The organism is Herbidospora sp. NBRC 101105 (assembly GCF_030269205.1).
Lineage (GTDB): Bacteria > Actinomycetota > Actinomycetes > Streptosporangiales > Streptosporangiaceae > Herbidospora > Herbidospora solisilvae.
Window position 1 is genome coordinate 994,159 of record NZ_BSSX01000002.1, and the last position, 18,270, is coordinate 1,012,428.

Annotated in this window: 15 protein-coding genes; 9 read left to right on the forward strand and 6 right to left on the reverse strand. The window is 69.8% G+C overall.

Annotated features, from left to right (window positions below):
• Positions 1-199: 199 nt before the first annotated feature.
• Positions 200-3,511 (forward strand): 3-keto-alpha-glucoside-1,2-lyase-like domain-containing protein, encoded by a 3,312-nt coding sequence (locus QSK34_RS13380; protein WP_285583733.1) that lies wholly within the window; start codon positions 200-202, stop codon positions 3,509-3,511.
• A gap of 123 nt (positions 3,512-3,634) precedes the next feature.
• Here the strand turns inward: QSK34_RS13380 and QSK34_RS13385 are convergent, their stop codons facing one another.
• Both QSK34_RS13385 and QSK34_RS13390 read right to left on the reverse strand, forming a co-directional pair.
• On the reverse strand, positions 3,635-6,325 hold the full coding sequence (locus QSK34_RS13385; RefSeq protein WP_285583736.1) for an RICIN domain-containing protein: 2,691 nt from the start codon (positions 6,323-6,325) through the stop codon (positions 3,635-3,637).
• A gap of 192 nt (positions 6,326-6,517) precedes the next feature.
• A complete protein-coding gene (locus tag QSK34_RS13390; protein WP_285583738.1) occupies positions 6,518-7,507 on the reverse strand; it encodes an ADP-ribosylglycohydrolase family protein in 990 nt (329 codons plus the stop codon).
• Between the two features lie 82 nt (positions 7,508-7,589).
• Here QSK34_RS13390 and QSK34_RS13395 point away from each other — a divergent pair, with 82 nt between their 5' ends.
• Positions 7,590-8,360: a DUF817 family protein gene (locus QSK34_RS13395; RefSeq protein WP_285583740.1), complete on the forward strand. Its 771-nt coding sequence runs from the start codon at positions 7,590-7,592 to the stop codon at positions 8,358-8,360.
• On the opposite strand, the gene QSK34_RS13400 is transcribed toward QSK34_RS13395, so the two are convergent.
• Positions 8,347-9,075, reverse strand: coding sequence for a tyrosine-protein phosphatase (locus QSK34_RS13400; protein WP_285583742.1), 729 nt, complete (start codon positions 9,073-9,075; stop codon positions 8,347-8,349). The genes QSK34_RS13395 and QSK34_RS13400 overlap by 14 nt on opposite strands.
• A gap of 181 nt (positions 9,076-9,256) precedes the next feature.
• Between QSK34_RS13400 and QSK34_RS13405 the strand changes: the two genes are divergently transcribed.
• From QSK34_RS13405 to QSK34_RS13425, 5 genes are all read left to right on the forward strand, one after another.
• Positions 9,257-9,925 (forward strand): class I SAM-dependent methyltransferase, encoded by a 669-nt coding sequence (locus QSK34_RS13405; protein WP_285583744.1) that lies wholly within the window; start codon positions 9,257-9,259, stop codon positions 9,923-9,925.
• A gap of 7 nt (positions 9,926-9,932) precedes the next feature.
• Positions 9,933-11,399 carry an ATP-binding SpoIIE family protein phosphatase gene (locus QSK34_RS13410; protein ID WP_285583746.1) on the forward strand — a complete coding sequence of 489 codons (1,467 nt, stop codon included), beginning with the start codon at positions 9,933-9,935 and terminating at the stop codon, positions 11,397-11,399.
• Positions 11,400-11,691: 292 nt separating this feature from the next.
• Complete coding sequence (locus tag QSK34_RS13415) at positions 11,692-12,306, forward strand: hypothetical protein (protein WP_285583748.1); 615 nt, start codon at positions 11,692-11,694, stop codon at positions 12,304-12,306.
• A 71-nt stretch (positions 12,307-12,377) separates the two neighbouring features.
• Positions 12,378-13,112 carry a coiled-coil domain-containing protein gene (locus tag QSK34_RS13420; RefSeq protein WP_285583752.1) on the forward strand — a complete coding sequence of 245 codons (735 nt, stop codon included), beginning with the start codon at positions 12,378-12,380 and terminating at the stop codon, positions 13,110-13,112.
• A gap of 136 nt (positions 13,113-13,248) precedes the next feature.
• Positions 13,249-15,150: a HelD family protein gene (locus QSK34_RS13425; RefSeq protein WP_285583754.1), complete on the forward strand. Its 1,902-nt coding sequence runs from the start codon at positions 13,249-13,251 to the stop codon at positions 15,148-15,150.
• Here QSK34_RS13425 and QSK34_RS13430 read toward each other — a convergent pair.
• The 3 genes from QSK34_RS13430 to QSK34_RS13440 all read right to left on the reverse strand — a co-directional run bounded on the left by QSK34_RS13430 (position 15,131) and on the right by QSK34_RS13440 (position 17,068).
• Positions 15,131-15,334 carry a ferredoxin gene (locus tag QSK34_RS13430; protein WP_161478757.1) on the reverse strand — a complete coding sequence of 68 codons (204 nt, stop codon included), beginning with the start codon at positions 15,332-15,334 and terminating at the stop codon, positions 15,131-15,133. The two genes, QSK34_RS13425 and QSK34_RS13430, sit on opposite strands and share 20 nt — an antisense overlap.
• Positions 15,334-16,545: a cytochrome P450 family protein gene (locus tag QSK34_RS13435; RefSeq protein WP_285583757.1), complete on the reverse strand. Its 1,212-nt coding sequence runs from the start codon at positions 16,543-16,545 to the stop codon at positions 15,334-15,336. Before QSK34_RS13435 ends, QSK34_RS13430 begins: the two co-directional genes overlap by 1 nt.
• Before the next feature lie 61 nt (positions 16,546-16,606).
• Positions 16,607-17,068, reverse strand: a complete 462-nt coding sequence (locus QSK34_RS13440; RefSeq protein WP_285583759.1) for a DUF1203 domain-containing protein — start codon at positions 17,066-17,068, stop codon at positions 16,607-16,609.
• Positions 17,069-17,165: 97 nt separating this feature from the next.
• On the opposite strand from QSK34_RS13440, the gene QSK34_RS13445 reads away from it, so the two are divergent.
• Together QSK34_RS13445 and QSK34_RS13450 are read left to right on the forward strand one after the other, a co-directional pair.
• Positions 17,166-17,771, forward strand: a complete 606-nt coding sequence (locus QSK34_RS13445) for a DUF3885 domain-containing protein (RefSeq protein WP_285583761.1) — start codon at positions 17,166-17,168, stop codon at positions 17,769-17,771.
• Positions 17,771-18,238 (forward strand): NUDIX hydrolase, encoded by a 468-nt coding sequence (locus QSK34_RS13450; RefSeq protein ID WP_285583763.1) that lies wholly within the window; start codon positions 17,771-17,773, stop codon positions 18,236-18,238. Before QSK34_RS13445 ends, QSK34_RS13450 begins: the two co-directional genes overlap by 1 nt.
• The last annotated feature ends 32 nt before the right edge of the window (positions 18,239-18,270 follow it).

Sequence of the window (18,270 nt, forward strand, 5' to 3'; positions counted from 1 at the left end):
AAAAGGCTATGGGCAAGCCGACGAACACGCTCTATATTACGGCGCAGAGCAGCATTAATACGCCCGTGTTACAACAACCGGCATCCGCCGTCACGTCGGCCATATCGGCGGTGCCGTAACCCCCCTGCGCCGCCCTGACCGCGGCTCCCTCACCGAGATGGGACTGGCCATGCGGAAAATACCCCTGTTATCCGCCTCAGTGCTCACTGCGCTCTCGTGCCTCGTCGTGCCCGCGCAAGCGCGGGCGGCGGTGCCGCCGCAGGAGCCGGGCGTCACCCTTCGCACCTATGACGTGCAGGTCGAGCTGTCCAAGCTCTGCACGCTCAAGCCCGGTCAGACGCCCAACGTGGACAAGCTCATGCCCACGATCGACTGGACGTCCGACGCCGACTTCGGCCTGACCGACATGTTCGTCACCGAGGTCGTCGGCAACATCTCCATCGCCACCGCCGGCGCGTACGAGTTCCGGCTCACCAGCGACGACGGCTCCCGGCTGCGCATCGACGACACCGTCGTGATCACCAACGACGGGCGGCACGGGGCGATCGCCGTCGACGGCGCGATCAACCTGACCACCGGCTACCACGCGCTGCGCATCGACCACTTCGAGCACCTGTACGGGCAGCAGCTCAAGCTGGAGTGGCGGCCCCCGGGTTCGGCGCAGTTCACCCTCGTGCCCAACTCGGTGCTGAGCACCGACGCCGACGTCGTGCGGGTCACCGGCCCCGGGCGCAAGGAGTGCGAGAGCGGCGCCGACTCCCCCGGCGACGGGCTGCCGCTGACCTCCGTCCACCCCGACTTCACCCTCACCGACCTGCGGCCCAGTGGGTTCCAGCCGCAGGTGACCGGCATGGACTGGCTGCCCGACGACCGGCTGGCGATCACCACCTGGGGCGGGACGGACAACAAGCTCGGCGAGGTCTACCTGCTCGACAACGTCATCGGCGCGACCTCGGCCGCGCAGGTGACCACGAAGAAGATCGCCAGTGGGCTGCAGGAGCCCATGGGCATCAAGTACGTGGACGGCAAGCTCTACGTGTCGGAGAAGTCCCGGCTGGTCGAGCTGAACGACACCAACGGCGACGACGTCGCCGACAACCTCAGGACCGTGGCGACCTGGCCGTTCGGCGGCAACTTCCACGAGTTCGCGTTCGGCATGCTGTACCGGGACGGGCACTTCTACCTGAACCTGTCGGTCGCCATCAACTACGGCGGCGCGACCACCGACCCGCAGCCCGCGTCCGACCGGGGCACCACCATCAAGGTCAACAAGGACACCGGCGCGGTCGAGTACATCGCCGGAGGCCTGCGTACCCCGAACGGGCTCGCGTGGGGTCCCAACGACGACCTGTTCGTCATGGACAACCAGGGCGGCTGGTTGCCCGCCTCGAAGCTCGTGCACGTCAAGCCGGGCCGGTTCTTCAACCACTACACCAACCCCGACGGCCGGTTCGACCACAACGCCGTCACCAAGCCGGTGCTGTGGCTGCCGCACAACGAGATCGCCAACTCCCCCAGCACGCCGCTGCTGGTGAAGGAGGGCCGGTTCGCCGGGCAGATGCTGTTCGGCGACGTCACGTACGGCGGCATCCAGCGCGGCTACCTGGAGAAGGTCAACGGCGAGTACCAGGGCGCGGTCTTCCGCCTCACCCAGGGCCTCGAAGCCGGTGTCAACCGGATCAGCCTCGGGCCCGACGGCGCCGTCTACGCCGGCGGCCTGGGCGCCGGCGGCAACTGGGGCCAGGCGGGCAAGCTCAACTACGGCCTGCAGAAGCTGACCCCCGGTGAGGACACCGCCTTCGAGATGCTGCGCATGCGCGCGATCGCGGGCGGCTTCGAGGTCGAGTACACGCAGCCGCTCTCGGACGAGACCGCCGCGTCGCTGGCGTCCAAGTACCAGATCACCCAGTGGCGCTACGCCGCGTCCTCCACCTACGGCGGCCCCAAGGTCGACGAAGAGCCGCTGACCGTCACCTCGGCCGACCTGTCCGCCGACAAGAAGAAGGTCACGCTGAAGATCGCGGGCCTCAAGGCCGACCGCGTGGTGCACCTGCGCTCGCCGCGCCCGTTCGCCTCGGCGTCGGGTCGGCCGCTGTGGAGCACCGAGGCCTGGTACACGCTGAACACGCTGGTCGACGGCCTGGAGAGCGACACCGTGTACGAGGCCGAGAGCGCCTCGCACAGCGGCGGCGCGGGCCTGGCCACCGACCACCTGAGCTACACGGGCAGCGGCTTCGTCGCCGGATACGGCAACCAGGGCGCGGCCACGCAGTTCGCCGTGACCGTCCCCCGGGACGGCACCTACCACGTCGGCCTGCGCTACTCCAACGGCCCGAACCCGGCGCCCGGCAACAAGTCCGTGAGCGTGTACGTCAACGGGACCAAGATCAGGCAGGTCCCGCTGCCCAGCACGGTCACGTGGGAGCAGTGGGCCACACGGGTCGAACCGCTGACCCTCAACGAGGGCGTCAACCTCATCACGTACAAGGTGGACGCCGGCGACACCGGCCACGTCAACCTCGACCACATCACCGTGGCCGCGCAGCGCGTGTTCGAGGCCGAGAACGCCACGCTGGCCGGCGGCGCGAAGGCCAACAAGGACCACCCCGGCTACACCTACAAGGGTTTCGTCGACGGCTACTGGAACCAGGGCGCGAGCACGTCGTTCTCCGTGTGGTCCGACACGACCGGCCCGCACAACGTCGGCCTCCGCTACGCGGCCGACACCACCAGGTCGTTGAGCGTGTACGTCAACGGCGAGAAGGTCCGGCAGATGCGCCTGGCCTCCTCGGGCGGCTGGAACAGCTGGGCCGTCCAGACCGAGCCGCTGAACCTGGTGCGGGGCACCAACCAGATCACGTACAAGTTCGACTCCGGCGACGGCGGGAACGTCAACCTCGACCACCTCACCGTGTCGCGGGCCGAGCGCGTCACCCTGTTCGACGGCTCCAGCCTGGCCGCGTTCGAGAAGCGGGCGGGCGGCCAGGCCACGTGGCCGATCGCCAACGGCTCGGTGGAGTCGCTCGGCGGCGACATCCGCACCCGGCAGATCTACGGCGACTTCAAGCTGCACGTCGAGTGGCTGGTGCCGGACTACCCGCCGAACGTGACCGGTCAGCAGCGCGGCAACAGCGGCGTCTTCCTCCAGGAACGCTACGAGGTCCAGGTTCTGGAGTCCTCGGGTGACCCCGCGCCGCTCATCAACGGCGCGGGCTCGATCTACAACAAGCGCGCGGCCTCCAGCAACATGGCCACCGCTCCGGGGACGTGGCAGACGTACGACATCACCTTCCGCGCCGCCCGCTACACCAGCACGGGCGCGAAGGTCGACAACGCCCGGGTGACGGTCGTCTGGAACGGCCAGGTCGTGCACGACGACGTGGCCGTCGACGGCGGCACGGGCGACCACATCGCCGAAAGCGCGGCCCTGGGCGGCATCCGCCTCCAGGACCACGGCGACGCGGGCGAGAACCCCCGTTTCCGCAACGTCTGGATCGAGCCCGTCTCCTGACGTGACGTCGGTCTAGCCACAGCAGAAGAGAAGGGGCTCCGGTCTGACCGGAGCCCCTTTTTCCTGCGGCAGGCCGCGGACGGCCCGGGAGTGACCGTCCGCGACCTGGTCTTGGAGACAACCTCAGTTGCGCAGGCTCCACTGCTGGTTCGGGCCGCCGTTGCACGCCCACAGGATGATCCTCGTGCCGTTGGCGGTGCCGCCGCCGAAGGCGTCGAGGCAGAGCCCCGACTGGACACCGGTGATCGTCCCGTTGGAGTTGACGTTCCACTGCTGGTTGGTCTGGTTGTTGCAGTCCCAGATGATCACCTGGGTGCCGTTGGTGGTGCCCTGGCCCGAGGCGTCCAGGCACTTGTTGCCGAACACCTGCAGCTGCTTGCCCGAGGTGTACGTCAGCCGCTGGTTGGTGCCGGTGCCGCAGTCCCACAGCTGTGCCTGCGCGCCGTTGGTGGCCGAGCCGCCGGTGATGTCGACGCAGCGGTTCGACTGGGCGCCGACGATCTGCTGGCCGCCGCCGCTGCTCCCGCCGCTGCCCTGCCGGACGAGCGACGCCGACGCCGCCGAGCGGTTGCCCTGGGCGTCCACGACGAAGAGACGGTATTCGCCGTTGGTGGTCGGCACGGCGATGGACGTCGCGGTGCCGCCCGCCCTGGTCATCGTGGGACCGGCGGTGAAGGTCGTGGTGCCCGCCGGGGCCAGCCAGACGCTCTTGGACGCGTCGCCGGTGCTGCGGATCGGGATCGAGGTCTGGCCGCTGCCGGTGTACGTGCTGGCGGGCAGGACGTAGTCGGGCAGGGACAGGTTGCTCTGCGGGATGATGCCGCGGTAGGCGTCCTCGAGCCCGGAGTTCACGGCGATGGTGTAGGCCGGGGCCGGCCAGACGTAGTCGGACGACACGATGATGTCGTGGACCGTGCTGTTCGGCAGGTTCTTGTTGGAGACCTTGTTGATCGGCCCGTAGGTCTGCGTGATGCTCAGGTCGTGCTTGCGGCCGAAGTCGTCGGAGTTGATCAGCCAGGTGATGTTCTTGTCGACGCTCAGGACGTTGTCGCGGAAGACCATGTTGCCCGAGCCCTCGTCCGGGTGGAGCCCGTACTTGTGACCCGAGGGCACGCCCTGCATGTAGTTGTTGGTGATCGTGGTGCCCGGCTGGTTGCCCAGCGTGTAGACGGGCGCCGTGTCGCTCAGGCGCTGCACCGTGTCGATGAAGTGGTTGTAGCTGATGGTGTTGTTCTTCGCCGTCGTGGTCGGCCGGTTGGGCGCGATCGAGCCTGACGAGCCGTCGAAGTTCCACCATCCCCAGCCGAGCGTGACGCCCGACCACGGGGCCTTCTCGATGCGGTTGCGCTGGACGGACAGGCCCTCGGCGAAGTAGGCCGAGACGGGGCTGTGCCCGTAGAACAGCACCGCGCTGTCGTAGAGGTAGTTGTTCTTGATCTCGATGTTCTTGGGGGCGCCCTCGACCGCGACGGGGTACTTCTCGCGGTTCGACGAGGTGTAGTCGCCGATGTAGACGTGCTGGGGATGCCCGACGACGACGGCCGATCCGGCGATGTCGTTGGTGTAGTTGCCGATCAGCTGCGTGTTCACCACGTCGTTGACCATGCTGATGCCGTCGACGCCGGTGTGCTGGATGCGGTTGTTCTGCAGCAGCAGCCCGTCGGCGTTGTCGATCTGGATCATGCCGGGCGCCGTGTCGACGTTGCGGTAGTAGTAGGCGTGGAAGTTCTGCTTCGCGTACGCGAGCGCGCCGAGGTTGCCCTGCTGGGCCTGCTTGAGCACCGAGCCGGCCACGTTGAACAGGTTCCAGTCGGAGTGCTGCACCGTCAGGCCCGAGAAGGTGATGTTCCGGGCGCGGGCGCTCGTGGAGGTGCCGGCGACCTTGATGAGGGTCGTCACGTTGTTCGGCGCGACCACGCTCGCGGTCGACATGTTGTCGGAGCTGGCCTTGTAGTAGTACAGCGTCTTGGTGGTCTTGTCGAAGAAGAACTCGTTCGGCTGGTCGAGGAACTCGTAGGCGTTCATGACCTTGTGGCTGCCGCCGACCTGGGCGTTGCCGTTGAAGGCGCCCTGCGCGATGGCCGCGCCCGGCTGCTGGAACGTCGCGATGCGGTTCGAGCCGTCGGAGGTGACCGTGCGGACGCCGACGATGGCGGTGGTCCACGTCGTGCCGGTCTCGATCTCGATGTCGTCCTGGTTAGTGGCGACGGCGGGGAAGTCGTTCAGGCTGTACCGCGACCCGGCGCACTGCGAACCCGACTCCCACGCCCACGACGCCTGGCCGGCCGTGACGTTGTAGGTGCCGGTGCATCCGCCGGAGCTGATGGTCTTGGAGGCCATGAACGCGCGCTTGTCGTTGACGTAGAGCGCGCGGAGCTTGTTGTTGCGGTTCAGCGGGGCCTTCCAGATGTTCCCGCTGTGCTGCGTCCAGCCGGTCACCTGGACGCCGCCGCTGAGGACCGGCGTCTCGTTCTGGTACGCGGCATAGATGACCCGGAAGCCGTTCGTGCCGGAGTCGGCCGGCGTGAAGTCGATGGTGCTGGTGACCGGGTACGTCCCGCCGCGCAGGTAGACGTAGATGTCACCGGTCATGCTGGCGTTCACCGTGCGGACGACGTCCCTGGCGCGCTGCAGGGTCTTGAACGGCGACGCGATCGTGCCCGGGTTGGAGTCGTTGCCGTCCGGGGCGACGTAGTAGGTGGCCTGGGTCGCCGCCGAGGCCACCCCACCCGCCATGTTCGGGAGCACCACGGCGGCGGCGAACACCGCGAGCGCCGCCAACACCTTCCCGGTGGTGGATAAGACTGACTTCACGCTCTTTTCCTTTCGCTGGTTCTTCACCTGTCGCGAGGTCGTCCGCCCCGTGCCACGTCGACGAAGAATCCGCAACACCCAAACATATGACGTATGCCGACTGACGTCTGAGGTAATGTTGCATCAAGAGGGGTGTCTGGCAACAGGTGTCAATTCGGGGGCAGGCACCCCCTCATCCGCTCTTGCGGGGGATCAGCCGCGATCCGCGCGGTCCCGGCCGAGCGAGTCGCCGCCGCCCATGAAACTTTCACGGCGGCACCACGGGCCCCGGCTGAGCGCGTCGGCGAGGTCCAGGAGTTCCGGCAGGCGCAGGGTTCGGCCGCCGCCCCCGGGGAGGGGGACGTGCAGGAGCGCCGTCCAGCGGGCCGGGATCGCCGGCAGGCCGTGGACGGCTCCGGCCAGGGCGCCGGTGACCGCGGCGACCGTGTCGGTGTCGCCGCCCAGGTTGATCGCGGCGGCCACCGCTGCCTCGTATCCCGTGGTGGTGCGCACGGCCCACAGGGCGGAGCCGAGGCAGGGCCAGACGGCGCCGTTGAGCTCCGTCGCCATGCTCGGGTGCCACTCCTCGGCCGTGACCGCGGCATAGCGGTCGCGGTGGGCGGGGTCGACGGCGGCCAGCGTCCGCGGCAGGGCCTTGAGCGGGTCGGCGCCGGTCAGGGCGACGCGCAGCAGATCGTGGAAGACGGCGACGCCCTCTCCTGCCGCCGGGTCGCCGTGGGTGAGGGCGGAGAGGCGGCGAGCCGCGTCCATCGTGGCCGCGCGGCCGGCCGGGGCGAAGTAGACCGCCGAGGTAGCGGCCCGCATGAGGGAGCCGTTGCCCGCGGCGCGGGGGCTGGTGCGGTAGTGGGCCGCGGCGGCCTGGTCCCAGGGCAGGCCTCGGGTCAGCACGTCCTCGGTCTGCAGGCCGATGTCCTTCGGGTCGTCGGCGGCCCAGCGCTGGAATCGGGCGAAGACGTCGGGAAGGTCCAGGCCACCGCGTTCCAGCAGCGACTCGGCGACGTGGACGGCCATCTGGGTGTCGTCGGTGGCCTCGCCGGGGTCCCAGCCGCCGCCTCCGCGCATCTCGTTCCCGCCGCCGGGGGCCGGGAACACACCCGGAGGGCCGAACTCGAAGGGGGCGCCGAGGGCGTCGCCCACCGCCGAGCCGACGATCGCACCGGCGGCACGCTCCCTGCGATCCATATGCCGCGTCCTCCACCGATTTCGCACATGATCTCCCCACCATCATCGCCACCTCGTGCCGGTCGGCGGATCGAATGGCGGCGTGAGGTTCTTCGTCGCGCAGCTGGTCCGGTTCGCGTGGGCCGAGGCGAAGGCGTGCGGGTTCGCGGTGGGGTTGTTCGCGGGGCTGGCCCTCTCGTCGGTGCTGCCCCTGCCCGTGCCGCGTTACGACGCGCTGCTCCTGTACGCCCTCGCGCTCACCGTGGTGTTCCGCGTCATGCGGTGGGAGACCACCGAGGAGGTCGCCGTCATCGGGTGCTTCCATGTGGTCGGGCTGGCGTTCGAGCTGGTCAAGGTGCGGCTCGGGTCGTGGAGTTATCCCGAGGACGCCTACACCAAGTTCTTCGGGGTGCCGCTCTACAGCGGGTTCCTCTACGCCGCCGTCGGGAGTTACGTCTGCGCGGCCTGGCGCATCCTGTCGCTGCGGCTGGTCGCCTACCGGGCCCGGCCCGTGACGCTCCTCGCGGTGGCGATCTACGTCAACTTCGTCACCCACCACTGGTGGGTCGACCTGCGGGTGCCGCTGGCGGTGCTGCTGGTGGTCGTCACCTGGGGGACGGCGGTGTGGTTCACCGTGGGCGGGCACCGCTATCGGCTGCCGCTGGCCCCGGCGCTGCTGCTGACCGGGTTCTTCCTCTGGGTGGCGGAGAACGTCGCCACCTATTTCGGCGCGTGGGAGTACCCGCATCAGCGGGACGGCTGGCGGCTCGTCCACACGGGGAAGATCGGGGCGTGGGCGCTGCTGGTGACCGTCAGCTTCGTGATCGTCGCCTCTTGGCGGGCCGCGCGGGAGCGGCGGGTCAGGGCCGGGTGAGGCGGGTCTTCAGCGCCGTCACGTCAGCGGGGTCCATGCCTGCGGCCAGGAGGTACTTCTCCGCGTCGAAGCCGTCGAGGGCGTCGTACACGGCGGCTCTCAGAGTCGTTCCCTTGGTGCGCAGGATCTGCTCGATCTCCGCGGTCTGGTCGGCGATCCCCCATGCCGCGTACAGCGGCACCAGTCGCAGGGTGCTCAACGCGTAGTCCTCGGCGATGGCCTCCGGGGTCACTCCCGCCAGTGACAGCAGGAGCATGGCGATCAGGCCGGTCCGGTCGCGGCCCAGTTCGCAGTGGATCAGCACGCCGCCCTCCGGCGCCCGCGCCACCGCCGTCGCCACGGCCACGCACTGCGCCGGCTTCGCTTCGAGGAAGTAGCGGTAGTAGAGAGGCGTCCCGTCGAGTTCGTTGTCGCGGATGTGGTTCCAGATCACCTCGTCGGCCATGTCGTCGAGGTCGATTCGGACCGTCGTCACGTCGGCGGGCCGGAGGTCGAGGCGGCTCACCTCCCGGAGGTCGACCACGGTTCGCACTCCATGGGCCACGGCGGCCGCCCAGCCCGCCGCCGTCAGGCGTTCGGGATTGTCCGAGCGGATCAGCGCGCCGAACGGTGTTTGGCCGCCGTCGTGAAGTGGGAGACCTCCCAGGTCTCGCGTGTTGTGACAGCCTTCCCAGGACAGATGGGGCACGAAGGGTCCTTTCTCGTCAAGGGGCATTGCCGACCATAAACCGACATTTATCTGACTCGCAGCATTGACCTGTCCGACACGTCAAGTCAACGTTGTTATCGCAGGTCGCTTGCGTGAAATGTCAATTTAACGCAGATATATCTTGACTTGTGAGCCCGGAGGGCCTATCACTTGGTGGGCAGAAGTCGGCGATCTCCCATATGGCGGCATGATGACAACTGAATCCGGTTCGGCTCAAAGTCGCGACGAATACCGGGCTATGCAGGCCGAGGCGTTCAACCGCATCGGGTCACGGTACGACGACGCCTTTCCCCACAAGGAGGGGCAGATCGCGGCCGGGGAGTGGCTGATCAAGCAGCTCCAGCCGGGTGCCCGGGTGCTCGACGTCGGATGCGGCACCGGAGAGCCGACCGCCAAGCAGTTCGCCGACGCGGGCTGCGAGGTCACCGGGATCGACATCTCGCCCGTCATGCTCGACCTGGCGCGCAAGAACGTGCCCGAGGGCACGTTCCTGGAGCGCGACGTCACCGAGATCGACTCCTCGCTCGGGCGCTTCGACGCGGTGGTGGCGTTCTTCTCGTTGCTGATGCTGCCGCGGGCCGACATCGCGACGGCGTTGCAGAAGATCCACGACGTGATCGTGCCCGGTGGGCTGCTGGCGCTCAGCATGGTCGAGATCGACCTCGACGACGTGCCTTTCCAGTTCCTCGGCGCTCCGGTCCGGGTCACCGGTTACCTGCGCGAAGACCTGCGGGCCCTCGTCGAGGAGACCGGGTTCACCGTGGCCGTCGAGACCGACATCTCCTACGCGCCGGCCACCACGCAGGCGCCGCCGGAGATCCAGCTGTTCCTCAACTGCCGACGGAACCAGTTCTGACGGCGCAGTGATCGACACCGAGGGTCTGGCTTTTCTCGGTGACACGGCACGGGCGATCGGTGACTGCCTCGACCCGGAGCAGGCCGCACGGCTGCTCTGCGAGGCGGCCGTGCCCCGGCTGGCCGACGCCGCCGCCGTCTACCTCGACGGGGGTGCCGTGCACCGGCTCGATCCGCGGGGGCGGTTGCCCTCGCGCTGGTCGGGCGATCCGGCGGCCACGGTTCCCGAACTGGTGGGCGGGCGGCTGCTGACCGTGCCGCTGCGGGCCTATGGCGAGGCGATCGGGTGCGCGGTGCTGGCGCGGGATCGTGAACGCGGCGAGTTCGACCAGGACGACGTGCTGGTCACCGGGCAGCTGGCGGTGCCGGTGGCGTTGACGATCTTCCACGGCCGACTGCACCGCCGCCAGCTGGAGACGCTGGAGATCCTGCAACGCGGGATCCGGCCTGGGCAGCCTCCCTCTCTGCCCGGTCTGGAGATCGCGTTCCGCTACCAGCCGGCCGCCGCGCGCGTGGGCGGCGACTGGTTCGACGTCATCCCGCTGCCCGGCTCCCGGGTGGCCCTGGTCGTGGGCGACGTCATGGGTCACGGCCTCGACGCGGCGGCGATCATGGGGCAGTTGCGCATCGCCGTACAGACGCTCGCCTCTCTGGACCTGCCGGCCGAACAGGTGCTGCAGTCGCTCGACGAGATGGCGCAGCGGCTGGCCGCCCAGACGATCACGACCTGTGTCTACTGTGTGTACGACCCCGTTCTGCGCCGCTGCACCATCGCCAGCGCCGGCCACCTGCCCCCGATCCTCGTGAGCGCCGAGGGCAAGGCCGAGGTGCTCCAGCCGCCCGCGGGCACCCCGATCGGGCTCGGCCGCAACGCGTTCGAGACGGTGGAGATCGCGGCCGACGACGACAGCGTGCTCGTCCTCTACACCGACGGCCTGGTCGAGGAGCGCGGCGAGGACATCGGCGTCGGCGTCGAGCGCCTGCGGCGCGGGCTGGCCGGGGTGCGGCCGATCGAGGAGGTCTGCGCGAGCGTGGTCCCGGCCGCGCCGGCCCGCGACGACGTGACCATGCTGGCGATCCGGTTCACCGGCATCCCCAGCGAGGACGTCGCCCAGTGGCTGCTGGAGCCGCACACGCAGACCCCGTCGCGGGTGCGCGGGCTGGTGCGGCGCACCCTGGCCGGATGGGGCCTGCACAGCCTCATCCCGACGGCCGAGCTGCTGGCCTCCGAACTGGTCACCAACGCGGTGCGGGCCACGGCCCGCCCGATCACGGTACGGCTCCTGCGCACCGACAGCCTGTTGTGCGAGGTCAGCGACGACGACCACCGCCTGCCGAGGCTCCGCGAACCCGGCCGCCACGACGAGGAGGGACGCGGGCTGTTCGTGATGAACCAGCTCGCCGACCGATGGGGCACGAGCCGCGTGGCGGGCGGGAAGACGGTCTGGTTCAGTCTCGCGGTGAAGGGGACCTGACCCGCCTCGTCCGCGACGAGAACCTCGACCTCCACTTACCAGGATTCCTCGCGCCGGCGTGCAGCGCTCCGCTGGCCGGGAGCGGGTCGATTTCGGTGCTGGAGCCACGTGACGGCCTCTGGGCCCACCGCTTCGCGGCCGAGCCGGAACGTGTGGGGGACGACGGGGTCCCCCGGCTCGGGCTCCACGCAGACCTGCCATGAGCCCGGCCCTCGCCGGGCCGGATTATGGAACGTTTCAAACGCGCGCACCGATAGTTCACCGACGTATCACCCGAAACGAAGGAGATGTGGTGTTCCGCCGATTACTGACCGTCTTCCTCTTGGCCGCGACCTCGCTCGTGGGGGTCGCCGCGCTCCCGGCACATGCCGACAAGACGTTCCGGGGCGAAGGTGACGACGTCATCCGCATCAAGGCGACCAAGACCCCGGGCCTGATCACGTTCAACCACAGCGGGGAGTCGAACTTCATCGTCCACACGATCAATCCCAAGGGGAAGAGGAACGACCTGCTCGTCAACGAGATCGGCGACTGGTCCGGCACCGTCCTCTACAACGGGTCCAACACCTTCGCCACCCCCGGCACCGCCGGCCTCCAGATCCAGGCCGACGGCCCCTGGACCGCCACGTTCAAGCCCGTGAGCAAGGCCCGCTGCTGGTGCTCCGCGACGATTCGCGGCGAGGGATCCCAGGTACTCAAGCTCACTCCGACCAAGGGCCTGCGGACCATGAACGCCACCCACAACGGCGCGTCCAACTTCATCGTGTACGGCTTCCAGAGCCTCACCGACTACCCCGACCTGCTGATCAACAAGATCGGCAAGTACCGGGGCAAGGTCCTGCTGACCCAGGGCACCCGCCTCGTGACCGTGGACGCCGACGGTGTCTGGGTTCTGCGACGGAACTAGTACTGATTCCCCACTCAGTCTGAGTACGAAAACGGTGCTGGGGAGCGCGCCCATGGAAGATCCTTTGAGGCATGAAATGGTGGATTTTCCTGGTTTCCCTGACTTTCGCGATATTCGCCGCCTGGTTGACCTTCTCGACCGGCGTGGCCCCCAGCACCGTCCTGGCGATCGGCGTCGGCGCGGTGAGCCTGATCTGGTTGCTGATCCTGCTGACGGTGCCGTGGAACCTGTACTTCTCGGCCCGCAGGGTCGTCCACGAGACCCAGCTGTCGCGGGAGCGCGGCATCGAGGTGCCGCAGGCCCGTGAGGACGAGGCCCGGGGCATCGCCAAGCGCATGCTGCGGCTGGCGGTGCTCGGGCATGTGGTCTCGGCGGCGGTGATCGCGGTGGTCACGTACTTCTCCGGGGAGTACGTGGGCTACTACTTCTCCGGCTTCTACCTGCTGGCGACCCTGTTCCGGCCCACCGGCGCCTACCTGACCCACCTGAAGGACCGGGTCGGCACCCTGATGGAGGAGCTGCACTACCCGCGCCAGGACGTGGCGACGCTGCGCGGCGACGTCAAGGACCTGGTCGAGGCGCGGACCACGCTGGAGGCGTCGATCGAGACGCTGACCGAGGAGCTGCGGCAGGTGCGCGGCGAGCTGGCGGCGGCGCGGTCGATCCTGGAGGACGCCGACCACGACCTGAACCGGCGGATCACGACGATGACCAGGAAGTTCGACGAGACGGTCGACGGGCTGAGCGACAACCAGGAGCTGATCACCGGGCTGAAGGCCTTCCTGCGCCTGGTGCGCACCAGCTGACGGCCGGCATGGTCCGCAGTTCTCCGCCCTAGAGTCTGCGCTCGATCCGGCCGTCGGGCGGAGAAGCCGTCCCGATGGACACCACAAAGTAAGTCAAGCCTTACCTTCCGTATCCCCCGTCTCCATACTTGGGCGGGTGGACGACGAACAGCAGATCGTTGACGGCCTGTACGACCGCCTCGACGCCGCCGTCGCCGAGACGCTGGCCGCCCGCGAGCGCGTGCTGACCACGTCCGACGACCCGCACACCCGCGACGTCGAGGTGTCCCGGCTCACCCGCAGGCTCGGCGAGCTGCAGGCGGCCGAGTACGCGTTGTGCTTCGGCCGCATCGACACCCCCGCCGGGCACTCCCTCCACATCGGCCGGGTCGGCCTACGCTCCCCGGACGGCGAGGTGGTCCTGGTCGACTGGCGGGCCGAGGCCGCCCGCCCCTTCTACGCCGCCACCCCCGCGGCCCCAATGGGCCTGCGCCGGCGCCGCCACCTGCGGTTGCGGAACCGCCGGGTCGTGGACGTCAGCGACGAGATCCTCGACGGCTCCGCCCCGGCCCCCGGCGACGTGGTCGGCGACGGCCCTCTCACGGCCGCGCTGAGCCGGGCCAGGACCGGCCGCATGCATGAGGCCGTCTCGACCCTCCAGGCCGAACAGGATGCGATCGTCCGCTCCCCGCACCGGGGCGTCACCGTCGTGGACGGCGGCCCCGGCACCGGCAAGACCCTGGTCGCGCTGCACCGCGCCGCCTACGTCGTCTACGCCTTCCCCGCCGTCGCCGCACGCGGCGTGCTCGTGTACGGCCCCAACAGCAGGTTCCTCGACTACATCTCCGACGTGCTGCCGTCGCTGGGGGAGAACGACGTCCGGATGGCCACGCTGACCGACCTCGTCGGCGCGACCCCGGCCGCGACCGAACCCGAGGAGGCCGCGAGGGAGAAGGGCGCCGCGGGCAGGGCGGCGGCGCTGGCCGAGCGGGTGCGCGCCCGGCAGCCGCGCGGCGTCCCGCTGGAGGTCAAGGTCGGCCAGGAGACGCTGGTCCTGACCCCGGCCGAGGTGGACGCGGCCCGCCGCCACGCCACCCTCGGAGGCCTGGCCCACAACCCGGCCCGCGAGGTGTTCCGGGAGCACGTCGTCGACGCCCTGGTCGACCTGCTGGAGCGGCGCACCGCCGACACGCTGGCCCAGCTCGACGCCGAGGTCGCGGCCATGCTCGGCGTCGACCTCGACGAGGCGGTGGCCGGCGACCTCAGGTCCCTCGGCCTGGACGACGCCCCCGCGGCGGAACCGGAGTTCGACTGGGACGCCGTCCGCGAGCAGCTCCTCGACGACCCGGCCGTCGACCAGGCGACCGAGGCGGTGTGGCCGCGCCTGCGCCCGGAGGACCTGCTCGGCGGGGCCGCCCGCACCCGCGCCGACCTGGCGCTGCTCGACGAGGCCCGCGCCCTGGTCGACGGCCCGCCCGAGGAGGTGTACGGCCACATCGTCGTCGACGAGGCCCAGGAGCTCACCGAGATGGAGTGGCGGATGCTGATGCGCCGCTGCCCGTCGCGGTCGATGACGGTCGTGGGCGACTTCGCCCAGTCGGGTTCGGCCACCACGATCCGCTCCTGGGCCGAGGCCGTCGGCGCGCGTTTCGTCCACCACACGCTGACGGTCAACTACCGCACCACCGCCGAGATCCTCGCCTGCGCGACCCCGCTGCTGGCCCGCGTCGCCCCGGGCCAGCGGCCGTCGCGGTCGGTCCGCCACGGCCGGCCCCCGCGCACCGTGACCGGAGGCCTGGACACCGTCCGGACCCTGGTCGCCGAGGAGGGCAACGGCCTCGTCGGCGTCATCGCCCCGCCCGGCCTGACCGAGGCGCTGGAGGGGAGCGGCGCGATCGTCGTCGCCGCTCCCGACGCCCGGGGGCTGGAGTTCGACACGGTGCTCGTCGTCGACCCCGCCGCCATCGAGGCCTACCGCGAGTCGGGTCCGAGGGATCTGTACGTCGCCCTCACCCGCGCCACCCGGCGACTGATCGTGGTCACGCCGGACGCAGGCTGATCGCCTCGCGCGGGCAACACTCCGCCACCTCCTCCGCCAGGGCGATGTCGTCCGGATCGGTGAGCTCCCCCGTGGTCACGGCGGCGACGTGGTCGGGCCCGAGGGTGAAGAACCTCGGCGCGGTCGCCGAGCAGAGCCCCGTGCCGAAGCACGATGCCCGGTCGACCTCCAGACGCCGGCCCATCAGAGGATCACCGGCAGGGCGCGGTAGTCGTTCAGCGCCCAGACCTCGTGACGCCGCACCTCCTCGCGCGGGATCGCCAGCCGCAGGCCGGGGAACCGCCCGACGAGCGTGGCCAGGGCCATCTCGCTGATGAGCCGGGCCGCGGCGGCGCCGAGGCAGTTGTGGATGCCGTGCCCGAGCCCGAGATGCCGCACGCCGGTCCGGGTGAGGTCGAGCCGATGGGGGTCGTCGAAGACGCCGGGGTCGCGGTTGGCCGCCGCGACCATGACCATGACCGGCTCCCCCGCGGCGATGACCTGGTCGCGGATCCGGACGTCCTCGGTCGGGAACCGCCAGGGCGTCGAGGCCACGGGCGACTCGTAGCGGAGCAGCTCCTCGATCCCCGTTCCGGCCAGGATCGCCGGGTCGTCGACGACCAGCTTGAGCTGGCCCGGATGGTCGAGCAGCGCGAGGACGGCGTTGGTGAGGAACATCTTGGTCGTGCCGACCCCCGCGATGATCATGATGATCACCATCGCGTCGAGCTCGTCCTGGGTGATCCGCCCCTCCTCGTCGGCGGCCCGGATGAACGCGGAGGTGAGATCGTCACCCGGCTCGGCCCGCTTCAGCGCCACCAGCTCGCGCCCGTAGGCGATGATGCGCTCCCGCGCGGCGGGGATGCGCGGGAAGTCGGCGGGGTCGGTGGAGATGAGCAGGTCGACGTCGCCCGCGAGCTGCTCCCGCCGCTCCAGCGTGAACCCGAGCCGCGTCGAGATCACCTGGGACGGGATCAGCGCCGCGAACTCCGTGACCAGATCCCTTTCCTGGCCCGGCGCCCAATCTTCTGTCGTCTCGTCGACGATTCGCCGGATGTCCTCCCGCCACCGCTCGACGCTTCGCGGCGTGAACGCGCTCATGGCGCAGCGGCGCACTTTGGTGTGCTGAGGCGGGTCGAGACTGGGCACGGTCTGGGAAAGAACCGTGCCCGCGCTGACGGACAGCCCGGAGGCCTGGAATTCGGCGCTGCCGCGCCATTCGGCCGTGCTGAAACGAGTGTCGCCGAGGATCGCCATCGCGTCGTCATACCTGGTCACGACCCACATGGGGACGTCGCCTACCGGGAAGACGTATCGGTGGACCGGGGAGTTCGCCCGCAGCCAGTCGAGCGCCGGATAAGGGTCACGGAAATAGTCGGGACTGAACAACTCGAATGGGACGACCGTATTCGACATGCGGTTTCCTTACGTTGATCAGGTCGCCCGCATCGTACATTCGAAAAACCATTCCGAGAACTCAGCGGACCGAGAACTGAAAACAGCCGAACACGACCGCCCTGACGTGAACGACCGCGACGCCGTCTCCGGCGAGCAACTCCCCCGCCACCCGCTCCGGATCACCCTCGGCCGGCACCGTCCGGCCGCCCACGATGTGCCCCCGCCCGTCGTAGGCCCGCAGCACCCGGGGCACCCCCCGGTGCGCCGCGGGCCACCCGTCGCCGTCCGGCCCGGCGCAGGGTCCGGCGTGCACGAACACCGGCCCCAGCTCGTCGTAGGGCCCAGGGTCGGCGGCCCACCGCCGGACCGGGGCGTAGCTGAGCAACGCCACCCGCTCGCCGGGCCGCGCCAGGGTCAGGCAGCAGCGCAACGGGCTGCCGCCGTCACGGTCGACGGAGAACCGGGGCGCGTGCCCGGCGTCGTCGGTGACGAGGAGGGCTTCGACGACGGAGGGCTCGATGGGCGAGACGGTGAGGTTCATGGGTCCATCGTGGGGGCGTACCGGCCGAGGGTTCCGGCGGCGATCGGACGCGGCAATACGCTCGCGGCCGGAGCTTTCGCCCTCCTACGCTGTCCCGATGACGTGGACGTGCGTGCGCGACCCCTGGCCCGAACTCACCGGGACCTGGCGGACGAACCGGCCGGAGTGCCTGCCGGTCGCCCATGAGCTCAAGTGGGCGTGCCACTCGCGCTGGGTCCGGTTCCACAGCCTGCCCGAATCCAAGCGCTACCCGGACACAGCGGACGAGTACACCATCTTGCTGAACCGGTACGAGACCGTGCTGTCGGAGCTGTTCGGCGACCGGGACGTCTACGTGATCACCACCGCGTTCACGGACCATCCCACGTTCGGCGAACCCCTGCGCTATCCCGAGCCGGTCACCCTGAACCCCGGGGCGCGACTGTGGATGACGGTCACCGACGACGCCCCCGACGAGGAGTTCCCCTCGTACTCCCACCTGCTGGTGACCCGGCGGACCCGGCGTCCGGGTTCCCTCGACGCCCTGCTCAGGGCCGTGGCCGACGACGCCATGGGCAATGTCATGATCACCGACCTGGACATGCGGCGCGTCTTCCATCCCTACGACGGCGGCGCCGACTGCATCCTCGAGGACTCCGCGACGCGAGACGACCTCAAGGCCGCGCACCGGGAGTGGTTGTCGGACCACCCGCAAGGCCTGTGATGGACCGGCCACTGGCGCTCGACGAGCTGACGGGCGACGCGATGACCGCCTTCGTGCCGGCCGCCCTCGGCCAACCGGATGACGCGCCGATGCCCGCGTCGCTGGTCGTGATCCGGTGCGGAGACCACCTGCTCCTGGTCTTCGACCGCTACCGGCGGCAGTGGGAACTCCCGGGCGGCGGGATCGACCCCGGGGAAGGGCCACACGAGGCGGCCGTACGCGAACTCCACGAGGAGAGCGGCCTGCGCCTGCCCGACCTCCATCTCGCCGGGTATGCGCGGTTCTGGCTCACCCGCCCACCCCGCACGGAGTACGCCGCCGTCTACACCGCCGAGGTTCCGGCCCGCCACGACGACTTCACGCCCAACGAAGAGATCGGCGGCATCCAATGGTGGGACACGACCGGCCCGCCGCCGGAAGGCGCCCAGATCATCGACCTGACCCTGGGTCTGCTGGTCATGGGGTGACGACCCGCGTGGACCGCTGAGGCGGCCCGGGG